This window comes from Georgenia soli (assembly GCF_002563695.1).
GTDB lineage: Bacteria > Actinomycetota > Actinomycetes > Actinomycetales > Actinomycetaceae > Georgenia > Georgenia soli.
The window spans coordinates 2,593,423-2,608,847 of the sequence record NZ_PDJI01000004.1 but is presented as its reverse complement, the minus strand read 5'-3'; the positions used below and the strand labels follow the sequence as shown (position 1 = coordinate 2,608,847).

15 protein-coding genes are annotated in these 15,425 nt (G+C 73.1%); 14 read left to right on the top strand and 1 reads right to left on the bottom strand.

The window, feature by feature from the left end; genetic code table 11:
* Nucleotides 1-4: 4 nt before the first annotated feature.
* On the bottom strand, nucleotides 5-1,657 hold the full coding sequence (locus ATJ97_RS13115; protein ID WP_098484129.1) for an alpha/beta hydrolase: 1,653 nt from the start codon (nucleotides 1,655-1,657) through the stop codon (nucleotides 5-7).
* 363 nt (nucleotides 1,658-2,020) lie between these two features.
* On the opposite strand from ATJ97_RS13115, the gene ATJ97_RS13110 reads away from it, so the two are divergent.
* The 14 genes from ATJ97_RS13110 to ATJ97_RS13045 all read left to right on the top strand — a co-directional run bounded on the left by ATJ97_RS13110 (nucleotide 2,021) and on the right by ATJ97_RS13045 (nucleotide 15,386).
* Nucleotides 2,021-2,203 (top strand): antitoxin, encoded by a 183-nt coding sequence (locus ATJ97_RS13110; protein WP_098484128.1) that lies wholly within the window; start codon nucleotides 2,021-2,023, stop codon nucleotides 2,201-2,203.
* A gap of 198 nt (nucleotides 2,204-2,401) precedes the next feature.
* Nucleotides 2,402-3,634, top strand: coding sequence for a substrate-binding domain-containing protein (locus ATJ97_RS13105; RefSeq protein ID WP_098484127.1), 1,233 nt, complete (start codon nucleotides 2,402-2,404; stop codon nucleotides 3,632-3,634).
* A gap of 83 nt (nucleotides 3,635-3,717) precedes the next feature.
* On the top strand, nucleotides 3,718-4,479 hold the full coding sequence (locus tag ATJ97_RS13100; RefSeq protein WP_098484126.1) for an ABC transporter ATP-binding protein: 762 nt from the start codon (nucleotides 3,718-3,720) through the stop codon (nucleotides 4,477-4,479).
* Entirely contained in the window at nucleotides 4,476-5,201 is a 726-nt protein-coding gene (locus tag ATJ97_RS13095) for an ABC transporter ATP-binding protein (protein WP_098484125.1), read from the top strand. Before ATJ97_RS13100 ends, ATJ97_RS13095 begins: the two co-directional genes overlap by 4 nt.
* On the top strand, nucleotides 5,198-6,076 hold the full coding sequence (locus ATJ97_RS13090) for a branched-chain amino acid ABC transporter permease (protein ID WP_098484124.1): 879 nt from the start codon (nucleotides 5,198-5,200) through the stop codon (nucleotides 6,074-6,076). The genes ATJ97_RS13095 and ATJ97_RS13090 overlap by 4 nt, the downstream gene beginning before the upstream one ends.
* Complete coding sequence (locus ATJ97_RS13085) at nucleotides 6,073-7,257, top strand: branched-chain amino acid ABC transporter permease (RefSeq protein ID WP_098484123.1); 1,185 nt, start codon at nucleotides 6,073-6,075, stop codon at nucleotides 7,255-7,257. The genes ATJ97_RS13090 and ATJ97_RS13085 overlap by 4 nt, the downstream gene beginning before the upstream one ends.
* Nucleotides 7,254-8,804, top strand: a complete 1,551-nt coding sequence (locus tag ATJ97_RS13080) for a class I adenylate-forming enzyme family protein (RefSeq protein ID WP_245862493.1) — start codon at nucleotides 7,254-7,256, stop codon at nucleotides 8,802-8,804. Before ATJ97_RS13085 ends, ATJ97_RS13080 begins: the two co-directional genes overlap by 4 nt.
* Nucleotides 8,801-9,451 (top strand): TetR/AcrR family transcriptional regulator, encoded by a 651-nt coding sequence (locus tag ATJ97_RS13075; protein WP_098484122.1) that lies wholly within the window; start codon nucleotides 8,801-8,803, stop codon nucleotides 9,449-9,451. Before ATJ97_RS13080 ends, ATJ97_RS13075 begins: the two co-directional genes overlap by 4 nt.
* On the top strand, nucleotides 9,448-10,203 hold the full coding sequence (locus tag ATJ97_RS13070) for a 3-hydroxybutyrate dehydrogenase (RefSeq protein WP_098484121.1): 756 nt from the start codon (nucleotides 9,448-9,450) through the stop codon (nucleotides 10,201-10,203). The genes ATJ97_RS13075 and ATJ97_RS13070 overlap by 4 nt, the downstream gene beginning before the upstream one ends.
* Nucleotides 10,200-11,114 (top strand): alpha/beta fold hydrolase, encoded by a 915-nt coding sequence (locus ATJ97_RS13065; RefSeq protein WP_098484120.1) that lies wholly within the window; start codon nucleotides 10,200-10,202, stop codon nucleotides 11,112-11,114. Before ATJ97_RS13070 ends, ATJ97_RS13065 begins: the two co-directional genes overlap by 4 nt.
* A gap of 110 nt (nucleotides 11,115-11,224) precedes the next feature.
* A complete protein-coding gene (locus ATJ97_RS13060; protein ID WP_425432759.1) occupies nucleotides 11,225-12,616 on the top strand; it encodes a short-chain fatty acid transporter in 1,392 nt (463 codons plus the stop codon).
* Nucleotides 12,617-12,662: 46 nt separating this feature from the next.
* The gene (locus ATJ97_RS13055; RefSeq protein WP_098484119.1) at nucleotides 12,663-13,490 is read left to right on the top strand and encodes a CoA transferase subunit A; all 828 of its coding nucleotides are present in this window, start codon (nucleotides 12,663-12,665) and stop codon (nucleotides 13,488-13,490) included.
* Nucleotide 13,491: 1 nt separating this feature from the next.
* Nucleotides 13,492-14,154 carry a CoA transferase subunit B gene (locus ATJ97_RS13050; protein ID WP_211287232.1) on the top strand — a complete coding sequence of 221 codons (663 nt, stop codon included), beginning with the start codon at nucleotides 13,492-13,494 and terminating at the stop codon, nucleotides 14,152-14,154.
* Nucleotides 14,151-15,386: an acetyl-CoA C-acetyltransferase gene (locus tag ATJ97_RS13045; protein WP_098484118.1), complete on the top strand. Its 1,236-nt coding sequence runs from the start codon at nucleotides 14,151-14,153 to the stop codon at nucleotides 15,384-15,386. Before ATJ97_RS13050 ends, ATJ97_RS13045 begins: the two co-directional genes overlap by 4 nt.
* Nucleotides 15,387-15,425: the final 39 nt, after the last annotated feature.

The following is a 15,425-nucleotide window of genomic DNA, read 5'->3' as shown; positions in this document are numbered from 1 at the left end:
ACGGCTACCGGATGCGGGCGAGGAGCGCACCGAGGTCGTCGAGCAGGGCGCCGGCGTCGGCCGGGACCTCGGCGGGTGCGGGCTGCGGCGCGGTGAACGGCGTGGTCTGCTCGCAGACCAGCCCCTCGGCGGGGAGCGTCAGGTCGACGAGGTAGGACTCGACCGCGGCGTTCACGCAGGGGGACCCGGCGGGGTAGGCGCCGTGGCCGTCGCCCCTCATCGTGACGAGCCGGGCGTTGCCGAGCTCGTGGACCGTCCGCACCCCGCCGTTGTACGGCGTGGCCGGGTCGTACGTGGTGGCGACGACGAGCGGGGTCGGCGAGGAGGCCGGCACGGTGAAGGGTCCCTCGTACGCGTCCTCGTCACGCACCGGCCACAGGCCCCACGGCGTGTCCGAGTAGCCGGAGTTGTACCAGAAGTGCGGGAACGCGGCCCAGGACTCCGCGCCCTTGTCGAGGTAGGCGTCGATGTCCCGCGGCCAGTGCCGCTCCGCCGCGCTGATGGCGAAGAACTGGTCGGAGCCCGGCGCGTACGACCCGTCGTTCTGCCGGTTGTAGGCCAGGTCGACGACGAGACGGAGCACCGAGGCGTCGCCCGCGGCCGCCTGGGCGAGCCCCGCGCCGAGGATGCCCCAGAGCTGCTTCGAGTACAGCAGCGTCGTGGTCGCGACCCGGATGTCGTCGCCGTCGACGGGCCGGGGGTCGGCCTCGTGGCGCGGCGCCGGGATCGGCGCCCGTTCCGCGAGGGCGACAAGAGCGTCGTAGGCGGTGGACGGCCGGGCCCCGCCGAACCCCGAGCACGCCCCCTGGTCCTTCGCGCACGCCTCGAAGAAGCGCTGCAGCTCGCGCTCGAAGGCCGCGGTCTGCGCGGTGCCGTTGGCGAGGGGGTCGTCGACGTACTGCTGGAGGTCGACCGGGGAGTCGAGCACGAGAGCCCGGTAGCCCTCCGGGAAGAGCGCGGCGTACGTGGCGCCGAGGAACGTGCCGTAGGAGTAGCCCAGGTAGGTGAGCTGCTCGTCGCCGACGGCGGCGCGCAGCAGGTCCATGTCCCGCGCGACGTTCGCGGTGGAGACGTGGGCGAGGATGTCACCGTTGTTCGCCAGACAGCTGTCGACGTACGCCTGCGCCCTGGCGACGTGAGCGTCGACGTCGATGTCCAGCGGTGTGGGGAAGGGCTGCGCAGAGACGCCGAGCTCCTCGGGGTTCACCTGGCAGTCGACGGCAGGGGTGCTCTGGCCGACGCCGCGCGGGGCGACGCCGACGAGGTCGAACCGCTGGTTCAGCGCCGCCCACGTGCGCCCGCCGCCCCGCTGGAGGACGTCCACGATCGTCCCGCCCGGCCCGCCCAGGTTGACGAAGAGCGAGCCGACCCGGTTCGCCGCGTCCCTCGCCGGGACCCGGGCGACGGCGATCCCCACCTGCTCACCGTCCGGGTCGTCGTAGTCGATGGGCAGCGTCGCGGTGGCGCACTGCACCCCGGCGGCGGTGCCCTCCGGCGTGGTGCCGCAGGCCGCCCACGCGAGCTCGGGGACGGGCACGTCCCGGCGCTCCTCGACCGCCCGGTCTCCCAGCGCGCGGTCCTCGACCGTGCGGTCCTCGACGGCAGCGGCAGAGCCGCCGCCCGCGACCAGGGCGGCGAGCAGCGGACCGAGCAGCATCCCCACTGCCGCGCGCCGCCGGCGCGGGCGGCGGTGCGGGCGGCGGCGCGAACTGGCGGTGCGTGGTCGTGGTCCTGGAGCTGTCATCGCGGTCCCCTGTCACGGTCCCCGGGGCGACGCCCGGGGGGCTACGTCGTCGGCCCGGGGTCCGGGCCTGGCTGGAAGGGACCGGTCCGCGCACCCTCGCACGGCGGCCCCTGGATCACGCGGCGCCCTGGAAGTCTGGCACCCCGCGCGTCACCCGGGTGTGACCGGAGGCTTACCGACGCGGCGGGACGGCCCGGTTGCAGGTGCCCGGGCCCCGCCGGAGACTCGAACTGGCCGTACCGGCCGGTGCGACCGCCCCGAAGAGAGGAGAGACCGATGGGTCTCGGTGACCTGGCAGGCAAGGGCAAGGACTTCCTCGGCAGCGAGAAGGGCGAGAAGGCCAGCGACGACGCTCTGGAGAAGGGCTCGGACCTCGCCAGCGACAGGACCGGCGGCAAGTACGACGACAAGATCGACAAGGGCAGCGACGCTGCCGACAGGCGCATCGGGAACGAGTAGCGCAGCAGACCTGGAAGGGGCGCGGCCGGCACGACCGGCCGCGCCCCTTCGCGTCTGCGGGTGTGCCGAACGGACACACGACCGCCTGGGACTATGGTCCCGGTCGCCATCGACTGGAGGCTCCGGACCGTAAACCCTGTACCTGAATCACCTCTCAGGTTGGGAGGTGCAGAGACGAACTTCAGGAAAGGCGGTCTCATGCGAGTCACGAAGAAGTCCCTCGCGCTGACCTTCGGCGTCGCGACCATGATGGCCGTCGCCGCGTGCGCACCCTCGACCGGCGACGGCGGAGCCGAGCCGGCCGGCGGCTCGAGCGCGTCGTCCGGGGCCGAGGCCTCGGGCGAGCCGATCGACGTCGCCCTCATCACCTCCACCACCGGCCCGCTGGCCGCCTACGGCAAGACGTTCGTCGAGGGCTTCGAGGCGGGCCTCGAGTACGCCACGGACGGCACCGGCGAGGTGAACGGCAGCGAGATCAACGTCGAGATCATCGACGACGCCGGTGACACCGACAAGGCCGTCGCGGCCGCTCGCGACGCCATCGGCCAGGGGCACAAGATCCTCACCGGCACCGCGTCCTCCGGCATCGCCCTCTCGCTCGCCGAGCAGGCCGAGCAGAACCAGGTGCTCTACATCTCCGGCCCGGCCGCCGCCGACGCCGTCACCGGGATCAACGACTACACCTTCCGCTCCGGCCGCCAGTCCCTCCAGGACGTCGCCACGGCGGGCTCGTTCATCGACGCCGACGGGCAGAAGGTCCTCGTCTTCGCGCAGGACAACGCGTTCGGCCAGGGCAACCTCGCCGCCGTCGAGGGCCTGCTCGGCGGGCAGGGCGCCGAGGTCACCTCCGTGATGGTCCCCGAGGACGTCACCGAGTTCACGCCGTTCGCCGCCCAGGTGCTCGACGCCGACCCGGAGATGGTGTTCGTGGCGTGGGCCGGTGCGACGTCGGGCGCCATGTGGCAGGCGCTGGACCAGCAGGGCGTCCTCGACGACATCACCGTGGTCACCGGCCTGGGCGACACCTCCACGTACAACGCCTACGGGGCCGCGTCGGAGAAGATCGACTTCCTCAACCACTACTTCGCGGGCGCGGCCGGCAACGACGTCGAGGCCGCGATGATCGAGCACGTCGAGGGCGCCGGCGGCACCCCCGACCTGTTCACCCCTGACGGCTTCACCGCCGCCCAGATGGTCGTGCACGCGATCGAGGAGGCCGGCGGCGGCGACGACGTCGACGCCATGGTCTCCGCCCTCGAGGGCTGGAGCTTCGACGGCCCGAAGGGCAGCTACACGATCCGCGAGTCCGACCACGCGCTGATCCAGCCGATGTTCCAGGCCAAGCTCGTCTCCGACGGCAACGGCGGCTGGAAGCCCGAGCTCGTCGGCACCGTCGCCGCCGAGGACGTCGCGCCGCCCGAGGCCGGCTGACCCTCCCCGCACCGCACCACCCACGACAGGCCCCGGCCCCAACGGTTCGGGCCGGGGCCTGTCGCACCCAGGAAGAGGCCACCATGCCCCCCACCGCAGCCGCGCTCACGGTCGAGAGCCTCTGCTTCGCCGTCGGAGGCGCGAAGATCCTCACCGACGTGAACCTCGAGGTCCCGTCCGGCGAGATCATCGGCGTCATCGGCCCCAACGGCGCCGGCAAGACCACGCTCTTCAACATGATCTCCGGCATCCATGCCCCCACCGCGGGCCGGATCCTGCTGGACGGCCGGGACATCACCCACGACCAGATCCACCGGCGGGCGCGCGCGGGCCTGGGCCGCACCTTCCAGACCTCCAACCTCTTCCCCGGCCTGAGCGTCCTCGAGAACGTCCGCCTCGCCGCCCAGCGCCGCCTCGGCGGCAACCTGTCCGTCCTGCGCTTCCCGCGCCGGGACGACGACGCCTCCGCCGTCGCGCTCGATCACCTCGCCGAGGTGGAGCTGACCGACCGGGCGGACGTCCTCGCGGGCGGCCTGAGCCACGGCGGCAAGCGCAAGCTCGAGATCGCCGTCCTGCTCGCCATGAACCCCAAGGTGATCCTCCTCGACGAGCCGATGGCCGGCGTCGCCCGCGCCGACGTCCCCGGCCTCTCGGAGGTCATCCGGCGCATGCACCGCGACCACGGCTGCACCGTCCTGATGGTCGAGCACCACATCGACGTCGTCATGGGCCTGGTGGACCGCGTCGCGGTCCTGCACCAGGGCACGATCCTGGCGCTCGACGAGCCCGGGAAGATCATGGCCGACCCGCTCGTGCAGAGCGCCTACCTGGGAGCCGCCGCGTGAGCGCGATCCTCGAGGTCGAGCACCTCTCCGCCACCATCAACGGCCAGCTGGTCGTCGAGGACGTCACCTTCTCGGTGCCGGCCACCGGCGTGACCGCGATCCTGGGCCGCAACGGCGTCGGCAAGACCTCCACGATCAAGGCGGTCATGGGCCTCATCGGCCGCGCCGGCCGTGTCGAGTTCGACGGGCACCGCATCGACCGCGAGGACACCCACCGGATCGTGCGGCGCGGCATCGGCTACGTCCCGGAGGACCGCGAGGTCTTCGCCGGCCTGACGGTCGCCGAGAACCTGCGCCTGGCCGAGCGGGACGCGAAGCCCCGCCGCGAGCTCGTCGAGCAGCTCTTCCCCGACCTCGTGCGCCGCTCCGGCCAGCGGGCCGGCACCCTCTCGGGCGGCCAGCAGCAGATGCTCTCGCTCTCCCGCGCGCTGCTCAACGCCAACCGTCTGCTGCTGGTGGACGAGCCCACCAAGGGCCTGGCCCCGAAGATCGTCACCGAGGTCGCCGAGGCGCTGGAGGAGGCGGCCCGCACGGTGCCGATCCTCCTCGTGGAGCAGAACCTGCCCGTCATCGAGCGCCTGGCGCAGGACGTCGTCGTCATCGACGCCGGCACCGTCGTCCACACCGGCGACGCCCGTTCGCTCCTCGCCGACGACGACGCCGTCCACCGTCTGCTCGGCGTGCACGCCGAGACCACCCCGGCCCCGGAGGGAGCCAAGTGAGCATCCTCGTCCTGCTGCTGGTCACCGGCCTCGGCCTGGGGGCCCTGTACTTCCTCGTGGCCTCCGGCCTCTCGCTCATCTACGGCCTGATGGGCGTGCTGAACTTCGCCCACGGGGTCTTCCTCTCGCTCGGCGCCTTCATCGGCTGGGAGGTGGCCCGCCGGCTCGACCCGAGCTCCTGGACCGGCTTCCTGCTCGCCATGGTCGTCGGGGCCCTGGCCGGGGCGACCCTCGCCGCCCTCACCGAGCTGCTGCTCATCCGCCCCCTGTACAACCGCCACATCGAGCAGGTGCTCGTCACGGTGGGGCTCGGCCTGGTCGGCGTCGCCCTCTTCGAGGGCGTGTGGGGCACCGATGCCGCCTTCATCTCCGGCCCGCCCTGGCTGAAGCAGACGACGTCGATCGCCGGGGCCCGCATCTCCAACACCAACTTCCTCGCGATCGCGGTGGCCGTCGCCGTGCTGGTCGCCCTGATCCTCTTCCTCAGGCACACCCGCTACGGCCTCATCATCCGCGCCGGGGTGGAGAACCGGTCGATGGTCACGGCGCTGGGCATCGACGTGCGCAAGTCGTTCACGCTCGTCTTCTCCATCGGCGGCGCGGCCGCCGGTCTGGGCGGCGTGCTGGCCTCGCAGTACTTCGGCTACGTCTCCGCCCACCTCGGGCAGACGCTGCTGATCTTCGCGTTCATCGTCACCGTCATCGGCGGCCTCGGCTCCCTCGGCGGCGCCGCCGTCGCCGCGGTGGTGGTGGCGATCCCGCAGCAGCTCGCCAACTACTACCTCGGCGGCATCGGGGACCTCATCGCGGTCCTGGCCCTCGCCGTCGTCCTGCTCATCCGCCCGACCGGCCTGATGGGAGCGAAAGCAGCATGACCTCCCCCACCTCCACCGAGCGTCCCGCGACCGAGCGGGCCGCGGCCCCCGAGGCGTCCCCGGCCCCCGTCCGCGAGCGCCGTCGCCTGCCCGGCTGGCTGCTCGGCGTCGTCGCGGTCGTCGTCGCCGCCTGCCTGCCGCTGCTGAACCTGTCGGTGCCGGGCGTCCTGCCCGGACCGACGTACATGCCGGGCAGCCTCCACCTGATGGCGCTGTGCATGATCTTCGCCGCCCTCGCGCTGAGCTACCACCTGCTCTACGGCGTCGCGGGCATGCTGAGCTTCGGCCACGCGCTGTACTTCGCCGCCGGCGCGTACGGGCTGGCCATCCTGCTCAAGTACACGGAGATGCCGCTCCTCGTGGCGGGCGCCCTGTCCCTCGTCGGGGCCATCCTGCTGGCCACCCTCGTCGGGGCCGTGTCCCTGCGCGTCGCGGGGGTCTCCTTCGCGATGGTCACCCTCGCGTTCGCCCAGGCGGGCAACGTGCTGGTTCGTCGCAACCCCCGCGGCCTCACCGGCGGCGAGGAGGGTGTCGGACTGGCCACCGCCAACGTGCCGGACACGCTCGTCGGCGTGGTCAACACCCGCAACATGTTCTGGGTCGCCCTCGTCACGCTCGTGGTCGTGTACGTCGTCGTCACGTGGGTCCAGCGCTCGCGCGCCGGGCACGTGGTGGAGGCGACGCGGGAGAACGAGATGCGCGTGCGCGTCATCGGGCAGCCGCCGTACCTCATCCGCCTGCTCACCTTCGTCATCGCCGGGACCCTCGCCGCGGTGGTCGGCATGGTGTACCTGCTGCTGCAGTCCCAGGCGGTGCCCGCCATCACCTCCGCCGACTTCACCATCCAGGCGCTGATCATGGTGGTGCTCGGCGGCGTCGGGTCGCGCTGGGGCGCGGTCGTCGGCGCCGTCGTCTACACCCTCCTCGACCAGCGGCTCAGCGTGCTCGCCGGGTCGGACCTCGTCGAGTCGCTCCCCACGCTGCTGCGCGTCCCGCTCAGCGAGCCGGCGTTCATCCTCGGGGTGCTGTTCATCCTCGTGGTGCTGTTCATGCCGGGCGGCATCGCCGGCGGCGCACGGCGCCTGACCGAGCGCCGCCGCGGCCCCGTGCGGGCCGCCGGCTCGCACACCAAGTCCGCCGCCGAGGCCGCCGAGCGCCGGCGCCTGGAGGAGCTGGCGTGAGCATCCTGCCCCTGCCCGCCGACGAGCCCGGCCGCCACACCCTCGGCCGGTGGACGTCCGACCGGGCACGCCTGACGCCCGGCCGCGTCGCCGTCGAGCAGGCCGGGGAGGCCACCACCTACGCCGAGCTGGACGCGCGTGCCACCGCGCTCGCGGAGCGGCTGGTGCGGGCGGGCTACGTGCCCGGGGACCGCATCGCCACGCTCACGCGCAACAGCACGGACCACGTGGTGCTGTTCTTCGCCTGCGCGAACGCGGGGCTGGTCCTGGCGCCGATGTCCTGGCGCCTGACGGCCGAGGAGCTCGCCTACCAGCTGCGCCACGCCCGCCCCGCGCTCGTCGCCGTCCAGCCCGCTCTCGCCGAGGACGCCCGCACCGCGCTCGCCCAGCTCGACGTGCCGCCGCCCGTGGAGCTGCTCGGCGCCGACGGCGTCGAGCAGCACGTGCCCGGCCCCGCCCGGCCCGACGGCACCCCGCCCGGCCCGCTGCGCTGCGTGCGCGACGACGACCCGCTGCTGCTCATCTACACCTCCGGGACCGCCCGGGCGCCGCGCGGGGCGCTGCTCACGCACGAGAACTGCTTCTGGACCAACCTCTCCCTCGGCGGCGCCACCGGCATGACCGGCCGGGACGTGGTGCTGTCGGTGCTGCCGCAGTTCCACGTCGGGGGCTGGAACGTCCAGCCTCTGCTGGCGTGGTGGTCGGGCGCGACCGTCGTCCTCGAGGCCGACTTCGACCCGCCTGCCGTCCTGGAGCTGCTCTCCGGCCGCCGGATCACCACGATGATGGGCGTCCCGACGACGTACCAGCGCCTGGCCGAGCTGCCCGCCTTCGCCGAGGCGGACCTGACGGGCCTGACCCACGCCGTCGTCGGCGGGGCCCCGATGCCCGAGCCGCTGCTGCGCACCTGGCACGGGCGGGGCGTGCGGATCGTCCAGGGCTACGGCCTGACCGAGGCCTCCCCCAACGTGCTCGCCCTGCCCTCCGCCGACGCGTTCGACCACGTCGGGTCGGTGGGCAAGCCGTACCCGCACGTGGACGTCGCGGTGGCGGACCCCGTCACCGGTCACCACCTCCACGGGCCGGCGCGCGGCGAGCTCCTCGTCCGCGGCCCCGCCGTCTTCGCCGGGTACTTCCGCGACCCCGACGCCACCGCGGAGGCCGTTCAGGACGGCTGGCTGCGCACCGGCGACCTCGTCGAGCGCGACGCCGACGGCTACTTCCGCGTGGTCGACCGGCTCACCGACATGTACATCAGCGGCGGCGAGAACATCTCCCCCGCCGAGGTCGAGGCCGCCCTCGCCACCCACCCCGACGTCGTCGACGTCGCCGTCGTGGGGGTGCCGGACCCCCGCTGGGGCGAGGTGGGGCACGCGTTCATCGTCCGCTCCCCCGGCTCCGCCGTCGACGCCGAGCACCTGCTGGAGCACTCGCGCCGCCACCTGGCGAGCTTCAAGGCGCCGCGCGGGGTGACCTTCGTCGAGACCCTGCCCCGCACGGCCCTGCACAAGGTCCGCCGCGGCGCCCTGCGGGAGGTGGGACCGTGAGCACCCTGCCCCGCACCGAGCGCGGCACCCGCACGCGCGCCCGCCTGCTCGCCGTCGCCACCGACGTCTTCGCCGAGCGCGGCTACCACGACGCCTCGATCGTGAAGATCACCGAGGCGGCAGAGGTCGGCCAGGGCACGTTCTACCTGTACTTCGACTCCAAGCAGGCGATCTTCGAGGAGGTCGTGCGCGACCTCAACAGCCGCGTCCGCCGGGCGATGTTCGAGGCGTCGAGCCGGGAGACCGCACGTCTGGACGCCGAGCGGGCCGGCTTCCGGGCGTTCTTCCGCTTCACCGCGGAGAACCCCGCCCTGTACCGGATCATGCGCCAGGCCGAGTTCGTCGCCCCCGACGTGCTGCACATGCACTACGAGACCATCGCCCGCGGGTACGTCGCCGGGCTGACCGCCGCCCGCGAGCGCGGCGAGCTGGCCGCCGACGTCGACCCGAAGGTCGCCGCCTGGGCGCTGATGGGCATCGGCGAGCTCGTCGGCATGCGGTGGGTGCTGTGGACCGGGGACGACAGCGCCTCCGACCGCGCGACCTCCGACGGCGCAGCGCCCGCCCCCGGCCTTCCCCCCGACGTCTTCGAAGCCACCATGCGCCTCGTCGAGCGCGCCCTGTCCTCCCAAGGAGCACCACGATGACGACCACCAGAACGCTCGAGGGACGCCGCGCCGTCGTCACCGGCGGCGGCAACGGCATCGGGGCGGCCTGCGCGCGCGAGCTCGCCGCCCGCGGCGCCCACGTCGTCGTCGCCGACCGCGACGAGTCCGCCGCCTCCGCGGTCGCCGCGGAGACGGGCGGGGAGGCGTGGGTGGTCGACCTCGACGAGACCGCCGCGCTCGACGACCTCAGCCTCGAGGCCGACATCCTGGTCAACAACGCCGGCATCCAGGTGGTCCGGCCCATCGAGGAGTTCGACCCGGCGGACTTCCGGCGGGTCCAGCGACTCATGGTCGAGGCGCCGTTCCTCCTCGTGCGCGCGTCGCTGCCGCACATGTACGCCCGCGGGTGGGGCCGGATCGTCAACGTCTCCTCGGTGCACGGGCTGGTCGCCTCGCCGTTCAAGTCGGCGTACGTCACGGCCAAGCACGCGCTCGAGGGCCTGAACAAGGTCACGGCGCTGGAGGGCGCGGCGCGCGGGGTGACGAGCAACTGCATCAACCCCGCCTACGTGCGCACCGCGCTGGTCGAGAAGCAGATCGCCGACCAGGCCCGCGCCCACGGCATCGCCGAGGAGGAGGTGCTGGAGAAGGTCCTCCTCACCGAGCAGTCGGTCAAGCGGCTGGTCGAGCCGGAGGAGGTGGCCTCCCTGGTCGGGTGGCTGACCGGCCCGGACGCCGGGATGGCGACCGGGGCGTCGTACACGATGGACGGGGGCTGGTACGCGCGATGAGCACGCACACGACGGGTACGCACACGTACGAGGAGATCGACGTCGCCGTCGACGGCGGCACCCTGCGGGCCGGTGTCTGGGAGCCGGTCGCACCGGCCGGGCCCGTGCCGACGGTGCTCGCGGTGCACGGCATCACCGCCACGCACCGGACGTGGACCTACCTGACAGACGCCCTGCCGGGGACGCGCGTGGTGGCGCCGGACCTGCGCGGGCGCGGGCGGAGCAACGCCCTGCCGGGGCCGTTCGGGATGGCCCGGCACGCCGACGACCTCGCCGTGCTCCTGGGCGAGCTCGCCGCGGGACCGGTCGTCGTCGTGGGGCACTCGATGGGCGGGTTCGTCTCCGTGGTGCTGGCGCACCGGCACCGCGACCTGGTGGACTCCCTCATCCTCGTCGACGGCGGGCTGCCGCTCGACGTCCCCACGGGCGCCGACCCGGACGAGCTCATGCAGGCCGTGCTCGGGCCGGCGTCCGCACGGCTCGCGATGACCTTCCGCGACCACGAGGCGTACCGCGACTTCTGGCGCGCCCACCCCGCGTTCACCGACCGCGTCGACCAGCGTCTCGGCGCCTACTTCGACTACGACCTCGAGCCGGCCGACGGGGCCTGGCGTCCGTCGTCGCGCATCGAGGCGGTCACCGGGGACCAGCGCGAGCTGGTCACGGGCGAGTCCCTCCTGCCCGCGCTCGACGCGCTCGACGCCCCGGCGGTGTTCCTCCGGGCCCCCCGGGGCCTGCTCGACGGCGAGCCGCTCTACGCCGCCGAGCACGTGGCCGCGTGGGTGGAACGCCTGCGCATCGCCGCCGCGGACATCCCCGACGTCAACCACTACACGATCGTCATGGGCCCCGCCGGGGCGGAGGCGGTGGCTCAGCAGGTCCGCGCGCTGCAGGTGGGGGTGCGGATGTGACCCGCAGCACGCCCGGTTCGTCCGGGTCTGGTATCAACGGGTCCGGCCACGTGGGCCCGTGCCTGTCCGGCACCCCACCGACAACGATGTAGCAGGGGGAAGTTCTCAGCATGTCTACCACCAGCCAGAAGTCGCGCGAACCGCAGGCCGCCGGCGCGCCCAACCCGTTCACCCGTCTCATGCGGCCGGTCAACACCCTGGTCGAGCGGTTCATCCCCAGCGCGCTGGTGTTCGCCATCGTCCTGACGGTCATCGTGGCCGTCATGGCGCTGCTCCTCACCGACGCCGGCCCCGTCGACGTCCTGGTCGGCTGGGGCGACGGCCTCGCCGGCCTCCTCGCGTTCATGACGCAGATGGCGCTCATCCTGCTGCTCGGGCACATGCTCGCCAACACCCGCCCGATGCGGCGCCTGCTCGCCCGGCTCGGCGGGTTGCCCCGCACGCCGGTGCAGGCCTACGTGTTCGTCTTCCTGGTGGCCGCCGTCGCCTCGCTGCTGCAGTGGGGCCTCGGGCTCGTGGTGGGCGCCCTGCTCGCCAAGGAGGTCGCCGCGCAGCTGCGCGAGAAGGGCGTACGACTGCACTTCCCGATGCTCGTGGCCGCCGGGTTCTCGGGCTTCGTCGTCTGGCACATGGGCTACTCCGGCTCCGGCCCGCTGACCGCGGCCACCGGGGGCTCGTTCATCGCCGAGCAGCTGGGGACCACGGTCCCGGTCAGCGAGACCACCTTCGCGGCGTGGAACATCGTCGCCGCCGTCACGACCGTCGTCGTCGTCGCCGTCGCGCTGGCCCTCGTCGCGCCGCGCCGGGGCGACCGGATCGTCGAGCTCGAGGTCGACATCCGCGACCAGGGCGTCGAGGTCGAGGAGGACGTGGTGACCCCTGCCGACCGGCTGGACGCCAGCCGCTTCCTCACCACGCTGATCGGGCTCGCTCTCGCGGCCTACCTCGTCGTCTATGTCGCCCGCGGTGGCACGCCCACCCTCGACTTCGTCAACTGGTCCTTCCTGGCGCTGATCCTGCTGCTCGTGCGCAGCCCGTTCGAGCTGACCGCCCTGGTGAAGGACGCCGCGTCCAACGTGGGCGACATCCTCCTGCAGTTCCCGCTCTACGCGGGCATCCTCGGCATGATGACCGCCACCGGCCTCATCGCGGTGCTGTCCGACTGGTTCGTGAGCATCTCGACGCCGCAGACCTTCGGGTTCCTCGCGCTGCTCTCCGCCGGCCTGGTGAACTTCTTCGTCCCCTCGGGCGGCGGGCAGTTCGCCGTCCAGGCGCCGATCCTCCTGGACGCCGCGGCACGCCTCGGCGTCGATCCGGCGGTGCCGATCATGGCGGTCTCCTACGGTGACCAGTGGACGAACATGATCCAGCCCTTCTGGGCCCTGCCGCTCCTGGCCATCGCCGGCCTGAAGATGAGGGACATCCTGGGCTACACCACCGTGACGCTCGTCGCCTCCGGCGTCGTCTTCTCCGCCGTCCTGCTGATCGTCGGCGCCGGCTGAGCCACCCCGCACCCCACCCGAAGAGAATGAGAAGAAGGAGACCACGATGACCAGCGGAACAGCGAGCGCCACGATCCGGCCGGGGACCTCCCGCGGCCTGGACAAGGTGGTGGCCTCGGCGGCGGAGGCGGTGGCGGACATCCCCGACGGCGCGTCCCTCGCGGTGGGCGGGTTCGGCCTGTCCGGGAACCCAATGGCGCTGATCGAGGCGCTGCTGGCCCAGGGGGCGAAGGACCTGTCGGTGGTCTCGAACAACTGCGGGGTGGACGACTGGGGTCTCGGGCTGCTGCTGAACGCCGGGCGCCTGTCGAAGATGACCGCGTCCTACGTGGGGGAGAACAAGGAGTTCGAGCGCCAGTTCCTCTCCGGCGAGCTGGAGGTGGAGCTGACCCCTCAGGGCACGCTGGCGGAAAAGCTGCGCGCCGGCGGGTCCGGGATCGCGGCGTTCTTCACCACCACCGGGGTGGGCACCCAGGTGGCCGAGGGCGGTCTGCCGCGCCGGTACGACGGCTCCGGCGGGGTGGCGAAAGCCTCCCCGAAGAAGGAGGTGCGTTCCTTCGCGGTGCGCGGGCAGGAGCGCGAGTTCGTCCTGGAGGAGGCGATCGCGACCGACTTCGCCCTGGTGCACGCCCTCAAGGGTGACCGGCACGGGAACCTGGTGTTCAACAAGGCGGCGCGGAACTTCTCCCCGCTGGCCGCGATGGCCGGGCGGGTCTGCATCGCCCAGGTCGAGGAGCTCGTCGAGCCCGGCGAGATCGACCCCGACCAGGTGCACCTGCCGGGGATCTACGTCCACCGCGTCGTCCACGTGGGCGGCGACATCGAGAAGCGGATCGAGAAGCGCACCGTGCGCGCTCGTGGCGAGGAGGCCTGAGATGGCACTGACCCGGCAGGAGATGGCCGCCCGCGCGGCCCTGGAGCTGGCCGACGGCTCCTACGTCAACCTCGGCATCGGGCTGCCGACGATGGTGCCGAACTACGTGCCCGAGGGCCGGCAGGTGGTGCTGCAGTCGGAGAACGGCATCCTGGGCGTGGGCCCGTACCCGTACGAGGACGCGGTCGACCCGGACCTGATCAACGCGGGGAAGGAGACCGTGACCACGCTGCCCGGGGCGGCGTTCTTCGACTCGGCCCTGTCCTTCGGGATGATCCGCGGCGGGAAGATCGACGTCGCGATCCTGGGCGGCATGCAGGTCTCCGCCGCCGGTGACCTGGCCAACTGGATGATCCCGGGCAAGATGGTCAAGGGCCCGGGCGGGGCGATGGACCTCGTCCACGGTGCCGGGAAGGTCATCATCCTCATGGAGCACAACGCCCGCGACGGCTCCGCCAAGATCGTGGGCGAGTGCTCGCTGCCGCTGACCGGGCGCGGCGTGGTCGACCGCATCATCACCGACCTCGCCGTCATCGACGTCACCCCGGACGGCCTCGTGCTGACCGAGCTCGCCCCCGGGGTCTCCGTCGAGGAGGTCCGGGAGCGCACCGAGCCCGAGCTGAGAGTGTCCGAGCACATCCACGCCGTGGAGGTCGACGCATGAGCACCACACCCACCACCCCCGCCACTCCGGGCGCCGGCCAGGCCGGGCCGCGGCCGGACGACGTCGTCGTCGTCGGCGCCGCCCGCACCCCGCAGGGCAGGCTCAAGGGCCAGCTCGCCCCGCTGACCGGGGTCCAGCTCGGCACCGTCGCGATCAAGGGGGCCCTGGACCAGGCCGGCGTCCCCGCCGACGCGGTCGAGGCCGTCTACATGGGCCAGGTCCTCCAGGCCGGTGCCGGGCAGGCGCCCGCCCGGCAGGCCGCCGTCGGCGCCGGGATCCCCTGGTCCGCCCACGCCACCACCGTGAACAAGGTCTGCCTGTCCGGGCTGACCGCGATCATCGACGCCGCCCGGCTCATCCGCTCCGGTGAGGCAGGCGTCGTCGTCGCCGGCGGCATGGAGTCCATGACCAACGCCCCGCATCTGCTCATGGGCTCCCGCGCGGGCTGGTCCTACGGCAACGTCGAGGCCGTGGACCACATGGCCTACGACGGGCTGACCGACGCCTACGACCGCGAGGCCATGGGCCTGGCCACCGACAAGAAGACCACGTCCACCTACCCCCTCACCCGCGAGCAGCAGGACGAGGTCGCCGCCCGCTCCCACCAGCGCGCCGCGCAGGCCTGGCGGGGCGGGGTGTTCGAGGGCGAGGTCGTCCCCGTCACCGTGAGGACCCGCAAGGGCGAGGTGGAGGTCACCACCGACGAGGGCATCCGGCCCGAGACCACCGTGGAGTCCCTCGCCAAGCTGCGCCCGGCGTTCACCCCGGAGGGCTCCATCACCGCCGGGAACGCCTCCCAGATCTCCGACGGCGCGGCCGCCGTGGTCCTGACCACCCGCGCCCGCGCCGAGGAGCAGGGCTGGACCGTCCTCGCGGCCCTGCGCGCCCCGGGGCAGGTGGCCGGCCCGGACGCCTCCCTGCACGCCCAGCCCGCCCGCGCGATCGAGAAGGCCCTGGCCCGGCAGGGCTGGGACGTGGCCGACCTCGACCTCATCGAGATCAACGAGGCCTTCGGCGCCGTCGTGGCCCACTCCGCCGCCGAGCTCGGCGCCGACCCGGAGAAGGTCAATCCCCACGGCGGCGGCATCGCCGTCGGCCACCCCATCGGCGCCTCCGGCGCCCGGCTCGTGGTCCACGCCGCCCACCAGCTCGCGAAGAACGGCGGCGGCCGGGCCGCCGTCGGCCTGTGCGGCGGCGGCGGCCAGGGCGAGGCCCTGCTGCTCGAGGGCTGAACGATCCCCGACGGCGGCACCCCCGTGCCGCCGTCGGGG